This window comes from Acidobacteriota bacterium (assembly GCA_034211275.1).
In the GTDB taxonomy this organism is placed as follows: domain Bacteria; phylum Acidobacteriota; class Thermoanaerobaculia; order Multivoradales; family JAHZIX01; genus JAGQSE01.
Window position 1 is genome coordinate 1 of sequence record JAXHTF010000251.1, and the last position, 8,857, is coordinate 8,857.

The 8,857-nt window shown below is 60.4% G+C and carries 8 protein-coding genes and 1 pseudogene; 3 read left to right on the forward strand and 6 right to left on the reverse strand.

What is annotated here, in order from left to right; all coding sequences use genetic code 11:
* The first annotated feature begins 58 nt into the window (after nucleotides 1-58).
* Nucleotides 59-403: a type II toxin-antitoxin system RelE/ParE family toxin gene (locus SX243_23780; protein ID MDY7096007.1), complete on the forward strand. Its 345-nt coding sequence runs from the start codon at nucleotides 59-61 to the stop codon at nucleotides 401-403.
* Entirely contained in the window at nucleotides 404-703 is a 300-nt protein-coding gene (locus SX243_23785) for a helix-turn-helix transcriptional regulator (protein MDY7096008.1), read from the forward strand. It begins immediately after the preceding gene.
* 298 nt (nucleotides 704-1,001) lie between these two features.
* Here the strand turns inward: SX243_23785 and hflC are convergent, their stop codons facing one another.
* The 5 genes from hflC to SX243_23810 form a co-directional block, all read right to left on the reverse strand.
* Complete coding sequence (hflC, locus tag SX243_23790) at nucleotides 1,002-1,952, reverse strand: protease modulator HflC (protein MDY7096009.1); 951 nt, start codon at nucleotides 1,950-1,952, stop codon at nucleotides 1,002-1,004.
* The gene (hflK, locus tag SX243_23795; GenBank protein ID MDY7096010.1) at nucleotides 1,949-2,995 is read right to left on the reverse strand and encodes an FtsH protease activity modulator HflK; all 1,047 of its coding nucleotides are present in this window, start codon (nucleotides 2,993-2,995) and stop codon (nucleotides 1,949-1,951) included. The genes hflC and hflK overlap by 4 nt, the downstream gene beginning before the upstream one ends.
* 191 nt (nucleotides 2,996-3,186) lie before the next feature.
* Nucleotides 3,187-4,140 carry a hypothetical protein gene (locus SX243_23800; protein MDY7096011.1) on the reverse strand — a complete coding sequence of 318 codons (954 nt, stop codon included), beginning with the start codon at nucleotides 4,138-4,140 and terminating at the stop codon, nucleotides 3,187-3,189.
* 327 nt (nucleotides 4,141-4,467) lie between these two features.
* Nucleotides 4,468-5,118: an FISUMP domain-containing protein gene (locus SX243_23805; protein ID MDY7096012.1), complete on the reverse strand. Its 651-nt coding sequence runs from the start codon at nucleotides 5,116-5,118 to the stop codon at nucleotides 4,468-4,470.
* A gap of 165 nt (nucleotides 5,119-5,283) precedes the next feature.
* Nucleotides 5,284-5,802: a superinfection exclusion B family protein gene (locus SX243_23810; protein ID MDY7096013.1), complete on the reverse strand. Its 519-nt coding sequence runs from the start codon at nucleotides 5,800-5,802 to the stop codon at nucleotides 5,284-5,286.
* 347 nt (nucleotides 5,803-6,149) lie between these two features.
* On the opposite strand from SX243_23810, the gene SX243_23815 reads away from it, so the two are divergent.
* Nucleotides 6,150-7,226 carry an IS5 family transposase gene (locus SX243_23815; protein MDY7096014.1) on the forward strand — a complete coding sequence of 359 codons (1,077 nt, stop codon included), beginning with the start codon at nucleotides 6,150-6,152 and terminating at the stop codon, nucleotides 7,224-7,226.
* Between the two features lie 845 nt (nucleotides 7,227-8,071).
* On the opposite strand, the pseudogene SX243_23820 reads toward SX243_23815, so the two are convergent.
* A pseudogene (locus SX243_23820) lies at nucleotides 8,072-8,755 on the reverse strand (IS3 family transposase).
* Nucleotides 8,756-8,857: the final 102 nt, after the last annotated feature.

Genomic DNA, 8,857 nt, shown 5'->3' on the forward strand with positions numbered 1-8,857 from the left:
CAACAGCATCGCAGCTCCGCGACCTTGCGTCGTATACAAGCTGGTGTATAATCACCAGATGGAGGAACGGCCTCTCGCATGGCTCGGCACCTCGCTGGCTGACGTCCGAGCCTTTCCCGAAGAGGCTCGCCGATCCGCGGGCTTCCAGCTCCGCCGCGTCCAGCAGGGGCTGATGCCGACGGACTGGAAGATCATGTCCACGGTGGGAAGCGGCGTCACTGAGATCCGACTCCGCGGCCAGCTTGAACACCGAGTCCTCTACATCGCGAAGTTCGACGAAGCGATCTATGTCCTCCACGCCTTCGAGAAGAAGACTCAGCGAACTCGCAAGGCCGACCTCGATCTTGCTCGACGCCGTCTCCGAGATCTCGAAGATCTGCGAAGAGCCAGAAAGGAGCGCTGAATGGCAACTACCATCCAGGAATCGAGCGGGAACGTCTTCACCGACCTCGGTTTCGAGCCCGAAGAGGCTCTGAATCTGAAGCTCCGGTCAGACTTGATGATCGCGATTGCGAAGCTGATCGAGGACCGCGGCCTCACCCAGACCGCTGCGGCAAAGCTGCTCAAAGTGACCCAGCCGAGGATCAGCGACCTCGTGCGCGGAAAGATCGACCGATTCAGCGTCGATAGCTTGATTGAGATGCTGGGTCACGCCGGAGCGGAAGTTTCCTTTGTGATCAAGAGCGGTCGGCAGGTTGCGTAGCGCAAAGGCTGACGGGAGCCCCGGCTCCCAGAACCTCTACCCACCGATCACGCGTTCCGGAGCCGGCGGAGCCGGCGGAATTTGAGTAGCCCGGGGATTGGATCCCCGGGCGGAGGCGGTGCAACCACAGCCATTTCCTAACCCGTTCACCCTCTCCGCTACCACCACTCGTCATTCCCGCGGACGCGGGAGTGACCAACTCCGAAGGACTCGCGAGTAGGAAACATCAGCCCCCAAACTTCTACAAGCAGGTTCTAACTCAGGCCAGGAAGAGAGAGTGTCACCGCTCTCCCAACCCCTACGGCCCTCCAGCCGTCTTCAGGTACCGATAGAAGTCCCCGTCGGTAGAGAGCACTAGAGTGGTCTCACTATCGAAGGTTTGCTCGTAGGTTTCCAGGCTCTTCATGAACTCGTAGAACGAGCGGGCCTGGGTGGATTGGTCGTAGGCGTTGGCGTAGATGGAGGTGGCTTCGGCGTCGGCGCGGCCGCGGATTTCCTCCGCGGTGCGGTAGGCCTCGGAGAGGATGCGCTTGAGCTCGCGCTCCTTCTCGCCGCGAATGCGAGACGCCTCGCCGTCGCCTTCGGAGCGGTAGCGGGCAGCGATGCGCTGGCGCTCGGCGATCATGCGATCCTCGAGGGCGCGGCGCACGTTCTCTTCCGCGTAGTTGATGCGCTTGAAGCGGATGTCGAGGATCTGGATGCCCAGGTCTTCAGTCTTCGCCCGGGACTTCTCCAGCACCTCCTGGCGAATTTCTTCGCGGCCGGTGTGGATCTCTTCCAGGATGCCGCTCTCCTCCGGCTCCGACTCATCGATTTGGGGCTCGCGGTTGGAGGTGCGCACCAGCTCCACCAGGTTGTAGCCGGCGATGGCGTCGCGCACCTGGCCGTCGATGATGTCGTCGAGGCGCAGCCGCGCGCCGCTCAGGTCCCGCAGGCGCTGGAAAAAGAGCAGCGAGTCGGTGATCTGCCAGCGGGCGTAGGTGTCCACCCAAATGAAACGCTTGTCCTTGGTGGGAACCTCGTCTCGGTCACCATCCCAGGCCAGGAAGCGGTTGTCGAAGCGGTTGACCTTCTCGATGAAAGGCAGCTTCCAATGCAGCCCCGCCTGGTTGATCTGCTCTCCCACCGGCTTACCGAATTGGGTGATGATCACCTGCTCCGTCTCCTGTACCACGTAGAGGGAGCTGGACAGGATGCCGGCGATGAGCACCACCACCGCGATGAAGATCAGCTGTTTGCGCGGGCTCATGGGGCACCTCCCTGACCGGCATTGCTTCTTGGGGCGTTGCTTTGTCGGGCGGCGGCCGCCGCCCCACCGAGATCGAGGAACGGCAGCAGGCCACGGACGTCTTCGTCCACCACCACCTTGCTACCACTCTCCGGCAGTACCTTCGACAGGGTTTCCAGATACAGCCGGGTGCGGGTCACTTCCGGCGCCTTGCGGTACTCGGAGAAGAGGGCGTTGAAGCGCTCCGCCTCACCCTGGGCGCGGTTGGTGCGGTCGATGGCGTAGCCCTCCGCCTGCTCGATGAGCTGCTGAGCCTCACCCTGCGCCCGCGGCACCTCGCGGTTGAAGTCCTGCTGCGCTTGGTTGATGGTCTGCTCTTTTTGCTGCTGAGCCTCATTGACCTCGTTGAAGGAGGGCTTGACCCGATCCGGCGGCTTGACGTCCTGGAGCACCACCTGGTCGACGATGATCCCCGTGTTGTATTGATCCGCCAGCTCCTGGAGCTTGACCTCCACCGTCGTAGCGATCTCCGCACGGCCGACGGTGAGCACCTCGTTGACCGTCCGGTCCCCCACCACCTCGCGCACCACCGCCTCGGTCATGTCGCGGAAGGTGTCCTCCACATCCTTGACCCGGAAGAGGAATTTCTCCGCGTCGCCGATGAGGTACTGGACCACCCATTCCACTTCGGCGGCGTTGAGGTCGCCGGTGAGCATGTTGGACTCTTCCGGCACCCGCCGATACTGGGTGCGCTGATCGCGGGCCTGGCCGGTACTGCGGAAGCCGAATTCCTGCTTCAGCTGCCGCTTCACCGGCACTTTGATCACGCGGTCGATGCCCAGGGGCAGCTTGAAGTGCAGGCCGGGCTGGCCGATGCGATCCGGCGAGAACTGGCCAAAGCGCAGCACCACGCCAATCTCCTCCGGGTCCACGCTATACACACTGCTCGCCGCCGCCAGCACCACCAACGCCACGATCACCACGATCCGCACGAGCTTGGCGCTGCCCTCGGGGATGTCGACCCGAAACTCCGGCTTGCCTTCGCCGAATGGATTCTCAGCCATCTTGGGGGACTCCTGTTCTTTCGATTCGAAGATTTCGTCTCGTCCGCAGGCTACCGGAGGGGCGCTGGGAGGGCAAGGTAAGGCTAGAGATGACGAGATACGCCGCACAAGCCGAGGGACGAGCGCGCGGCGAGAGGAGGGACGATCAGCCACCCAACCGGGCGCCGCTCAGCGCCGGAGAGGGTGGGCGATCAGCGGCGCCCCCACCGGCAATTGAATTGCTGTGCGGGAACGCACTGGAGCACCTTGTCCGGCAACGAATAAATCGGCCGGCCATCGTGGGTCAGCACCAACGCCAGCGCCACCCGGCGGGTGTGCGGGAACGGAATCTCGCCGTAGGGAATGAAGATCTCCTGCACCTGCCCATGGACCGGGTACAGCGGCCGTTCGAGAAAGTACTCGATGCGGGTCAGCTGATTGCCATAGGTTGGGTCGAAGCCCCCGGCCTCAATGTGCTTGAAGGTGGCGTAGAGAGACAGGTCTTCCGTGAGATCCCGGGTCACCATCGAGAGCTGAATCAGCAGCCCGCGGTGGGTCAGATCGAAGGTGCAGGTGTTGAGGTAGATCCGCGTCGCCAGGGACAGGCTCTCGCTCGCATAGTCGTCGTCGAGAATCGCCTGGGGAGTTTCCCGCACGCGGTAATCGTCCCAGCCCAGCAAGGGGGCATTGCGCAGGTCCAGGCATTCTCCGATGAGGGCGATCTCCAGGTCGGTGACGCGCTGATCGAGACCGTCGACCCGCTGCTCCAACGCCTCGACCCGCCCGAAGAGCAGGTCCAGATCCTGCAGAATCAGCTCCTGCTCCCGCTGCAGCTCACCGACCTCCTGTTGCGTCCCCTGCAACGCCCGCTCCACGACCCGCAGCTGCCGAGCGGTGAGATCCAGCTCCTCCTGCAAAGCCTGCCGCCGAGCCCCACTGGCTCCAGCGATCTGCTCGACGAGGTAGGGAATGTGGTTTTGCAGCTGACTCCGGAAGTCCTGGCCGGTGGCCGTGTCCAGAGCCTTGCCGGCGACGTAGGCGGTGAAGAAGCCCCCGGCCCAGGATCCTGCGCGGCGCAAGAGGCCGGCACTGGCCCCGGCGTCCAGGGTCGGGAAGAGCCCGAGGATCAGTAGGCAACAGAGCAGGGTCGCTTTCCGGCGTTTCATGGGATTTGTGTCCTCTGGGGGGCCTTTGGCAGAGGTCAGACGCTGGCGAGGGTCAGGAGCTTTCTGGGTGGATCGAGGCGGGAAGCTGCGAGCGATTTGGGTATTGGCGAGATTCTCGAACGAAGCTTCGGCGAAAAACGGCCTTTCGTAGCGCGGCTCAACGTCTACCACGGGCTGACTCGCTCTACAAAGAAGACACCCAGATCCCTGTTGCACATGCTGCAGTAGCTAGCGTTTCTCATGGGAGGCTATGCTGTAAAACAGCCGAGGTTAAATGCCAATGCTGCCGCGCCTTTGAGCCAGTGGGTGGACGGAGGTTCATAGTTCTTAGTCCGCAACACAACGAACCGAGAAGGCGTAGTCCAGAACCTCCTCGGAGCGATGCGCAGTTGGCGCCGCCCTGGGGTCAGGACCGGTTCTTGGATTCGGGCGAAGCAAGAAATAAATGCCGGAGAACTTCCGCTGCTTGAAGCCAATCGGCCTCGATGAGCTCCAGAACCGCGCCCCCATGAAGTCATCCAAGTATCGATAGTAGATCTCTCCATCTCTCGGCACTCCAATGCCCACGCCAGACGCGCGGACGCAACCTCCAAATTCCACATCCAGCTCTTGAGCAAGTAGCGCTATGTCATTGTTCTCTCGCATGTTCGCGTGCACGTCATGCGCCCAGCCGCCATAGCAATCAAAAAGGCGCTTCCACTCTTTGGCACTCGGCACATGCCAACCCGCAGGTGCGGCGCGCTGAGCCGCAGCCCACGTGTAGAGACGTCCATAATTCTCACTGCTGTAGCTGGGGTTCGTTGCGAGGGCTTTCTCAGGTGGATTCGAATCGGGTGGAAAGGACATGTCAAGGCGCGGATAGGAACCTGGCGACTCGTCGTTCGTTACAAAGCGAAGATTTTCCGCAAGCCACTGGCGGCCATCGCGCAGCTGTACGGTCCGGTATTCGTTGCCGTCCCTTGAGTCAGTAAACTTCATAAGCTACAACTACCTCGCGGGCTTTTCCACTCGGCGGGACGCGGCTGATCGCTTCGTGAAGTGAGTGCAGCTGGAGTCGCTGCATTAAGCACCATAGCTTTGACAACCCGGCAGCCTAGAACGTCTCCTCAAACAAAAAGCAACCCTTTATCCATGCCCTGACCTTCAGTCAAGTTCTTCCACGGTCATTCCAACGATTTCAGGGTGGCGGTGAAGAGCATCCCAGGCCCATGGCTGTATCGTGTAAGAAAACTGGCAGTCCCCAGAGCCGATATTCGAGGACCGAAATAGAATATCGGCCGCCTCAAGACCATTCGCGGGGCCATACTGATAACTGAGGACCTGAGTCTTCGTGTTGTTCGCAAGAAATCGGGCCAGCACTTGCCTTTCGTCTTCAGCAAGATTATTGAGTCGCTCCTCAAGCATCTTTCGCTCGCTCCGCGCTCCGAACTTGTCACGCACGTAATCGGCCGCAAGAGCAAACCCATGAGCTAAGACTAGACCGGCACTTATCATCAGGACCCCAGAAACCCAGGGTCGAATCACTTGATCTACTGATCCTAGGCCTAGATACTCCAACCACAGCCCGGGCATAACTAGGTACATGGCTGCTGTTAACAAGATTCCGAGCAGGTGCCTCGGAGCAAGCTTCACCCATTCGACCGCCTTCTTAAGATCTAGCACGCTTTCCTCACCGTTACATACTTTGACTGACCTTGGCCCAAACAACAACCGCGAGATATTAATATATCTCTAAGACTGCCGCAGCAACCCAGCGAGGCAAAACGCCTTCACTCGCCCCGACTTTCGAGGACATCGACTTGGCGTTGAGACAGGCCATCATTCCAACCCCGATTGTACCAGTCCCGAATCTCTTCATTTGCGTAGAACTGGCGCGGATCTCCTCTTCGGCCAGCATCAAAGCCTTTCCGGTAAAAGCTCTGCAAGGCCATATTGTTCGCCATCTCACCTAGGAGCTTGCTGAAAAACCCTCCGTCGGCCAGGATGGGCTGACGACAGGAGGAGAACGGATGCGGGGATCGGAAAGCCAGCAGGGATCGATGTTCAGCTATGTGGATCTGGAGTCCCGGATCCCGAAATCTCATCCACTCCGGCGAATCCGGCGCCTGGTGGATCAGGCCTTGGAAGACATGTCGGAGCGCTTCGATGAGCTCTATGCCGGCGTCGGTCGGCCTTCGATCCCGCCCGAACGGCTCCTTCGCGCATTGTTGCTTCAGATCCTCTTCAGCATCCGCAGCGAGCGTCAGCTCATGGAGCAGTTGGACTACAACCTGCTGTTTCGGTGGTTCGTGGGGCTGGGGATCGATGACCGCGTCTGGAATCCCACGAGCTTCACGAAGAACCGAGAACGCTTGCTGGCTGGGGAAGTCGCCGAGGCCTTCTTCCGAGCGATCCTGGCGCACGCAGAGCGTCAGGAGCTGCTGTCGAAGGAACACTTCACGGTCGACGGCACGCTGATCGACGCGTGGGCCTCGCACAAGAGCTTTCGGCCCAAAGACGAAGACTCGCCGCCTCCGGATGGGGGCGCTAATTTCCGGGGACAAAAGCGCACCAACGATACCCATCAATCCACCACCGACCCGCAGGCGCGGCTGCTGCGCAAGGGCCCCGGGAAAGAGGCCAAGCTCTCCTACGGCGGCCACATCTTGGTCGAGAACCGCAACGGAATGATCGTGGATACGGAAGTCGCCATCGCCACGGGCAACGGCGAGAGCACAGCGGGTCTTGCCATGTTGGAACGGGTTCCTGGAAGCCACCGAGTGACCATTGCAGCCGACAAGGGGTATGACAACCAGACGTTCGTCGAGGGAGCTCGGCACCTGCGAGCCACGCCCCACGTAGCCCAAAACACTTCGAATCGCCGGAGTCGGATCGATGCTCGAACCACGCGGCATAGCGGCTATGCAGCCAGCTTGGCCAAACGTCCGCGCGTCGAGGCTCCTTTTGGATGGCTGAAGCAATACGGACTGCAACGACGCCCGATGTTTCGAGGAGTGGGGCGGATCCGGTGGGCATTTACGTTTGCAGCGGCCACTTTCAATGTCTTGCGACTGAGTAATCTGATGATGGCGGCGGAGGCTGCGTGAGAGATCACTCCGGAGGCTTGCAAGGCCTGCTGAGAGGCGAGATGGGGCTGCTGAGAGCCTCCTCTCGACCGGTATCTGCCCAGGACTGCGCTAAGACCTTCTCCGGGGAAAGAATGTCGCTGCCGGTTTCGACCAGGAATTTGGGGTGGTGGAAGTCATGAAGGTCTTGATTCCTGGTCATTTGCCGGGTTTTTCAGCAAGCTCCTAGAAAGCCCATTGCTCTTTGATCCTCCGATTCAACCAACATGACCGTCCGCACCAACTCTGGCGCCTTACGGCCGCAGCCACCGGGTTGCAGCAATGGATGCTAGCTTCAGGTTCGGCGCTGAATGCAACTCCGGTGCACCACCTTGTTATCCGACTACATTCGCCAGTAAAACTCAGGCCCCGGCGAATCCTCGTTCACTAGCCGCCTAGACACGGATCAGCAGCAGTAAAACTCCGTATCACTTAGGGGCAACCAGAATTACACCCCGCCAAACAAGCCCAATAGGCGGGTGGATCTGTTGAAGGGCACGACCCACAATTCGCCATGCATTCCGATATACAAGAATTAAGACCCTTCTCATCAACCGTTTCCGGCGTGACAATCGAAATAGCCATGCCCTCAAGATTGATTGCTGCCCCAATAAACCTGCCATGCCCATCTGTAAATGACATTGCAATCGTGCGCCCATTACAACCATGGTGCATTTTCAATTGGCTCAATATTGGGCCGGGCGATAATTCTGGGCGTGAATCTCTAAACAACGCGCGCTCAATAGAGGCTGTAAAATCTTGTAAGTCAGACATCATTACTCTCCAATAAATACTTTGACCTTCCCCCGGAAAAGTGGACAGCTTCGTTATGCGGCTAGCGCCGCGTTGTGATGAGCCTCTTCGTAATCGGCAGGGCTCAGAAAACCCAGGTAGGAGTGGCGGCGGTGTCGGTTGTAGAACACCTCCAAGTACTCGGTGATCGCGGCCTGAGCTCGCCGCCGAGAGGGCCACGGATGCCGGTAGATCAGCTCGGTCTTCAGCGTGCCGAAGAAGCTTTCGACGACCGCGTTGTCCCAGCAGTCACCCCGGCGGCTCATACTGCAGGTGATGCCTCGGTCGGCCAACAGCTGCCGGTACGGTTTGCTCGCGTACTGGCTGCCTCGGTCCGAGTGATGCACGAAGCCTCTGCCGGGCTGGCGGCGACCCAGAGCCATGTCGAGAGCTCCTTCGACCAGTTCGGCGCGCAGGTGGTCAGCCATCGACCAGCCCACGACGCGACGGGAGAACAGGTCGATGACGACGGCCAGGTAGAGCCAGCCTTCCCAGGTGCGGATGTACGTGATGTCGGCAGCCCAGGCCTGGTTGGGAGCCGTGGGGTCGAACTGGCGGTCGAGAATGTTCTCGGCCACCGGATGGTCGTGGTCGGAGTCGGTGGTGCGGCGAAAGGGCCGGGGAGGAAGGCCCGTGAGGCCTGCCTCGCGCATCAGCCGAGCCACCCGCTTGCGGCTCACCGCGACCTCCCGGTGCTTGAACCTGATCGTTGCATAAACCCACCCCAGATCAAGCAGCTTCAAGCTGCCCGAGATACTCCACAAAATCCTCTTGGACAGCCGGCCCCACGCCCAGCGTCAGCGTCAGGACTCCTTGAGGCC

What these genes read in the sequence shown, in the direction of transcription:
- hflK (MDY7096010.1), bottom strand. Translation starts at nt 2,995, where the DNA reads ATGGCTGAGAATCCATTCGGCGAAGGCAAGCCGGAGTTTCGGGTCGAC.
- SX243_23780 (MDY7096007.1), top strand. Translation starts at nt 59, where the DNA reads ATGGAGGAACGGCCTCTCGCATGGCTCGGCACCTCGCTGGCTGACGTC.
- hflC (MDY7096009.1), bottom strand. Translation starts at nt 1,952, where the DNA reads ATGAGCCCGCGCAAACAGCTGATCTTCATCGCGGTGGTGGTGCTCATC.
- SX243_23785 (MDY7096008.1), top strand. Translation starts at nt 404, where the DNA reads ATGGCAACTACCATCCAGGAATCGAGCGGGAACGTCTTCACCGACCTC.
- SX243_23800 (MDY7096011.1), bottom strand. Translation starts at nt 4,140, where the DNA reads ATGAAACGCCGGAAAGCGACCCTGCTCTGTTGCCTACTGATCCTCGGG.
- SX243_23805 (MDY7096012.1), bottom strand. Translation starts at nt 5,118, where the DNA reads ATGAAGTTTACTGACTCAAGGGACGGCAACGAATACCGGACCGTACAG.
- SX243_23815 (MDY7096014.1), top strand. Translation starts at nt 6,150, where the DNA reads ATGCGGGGATCGGAAAGCCAGCAGGGATCGATGTTCAGCTATGTGGAT.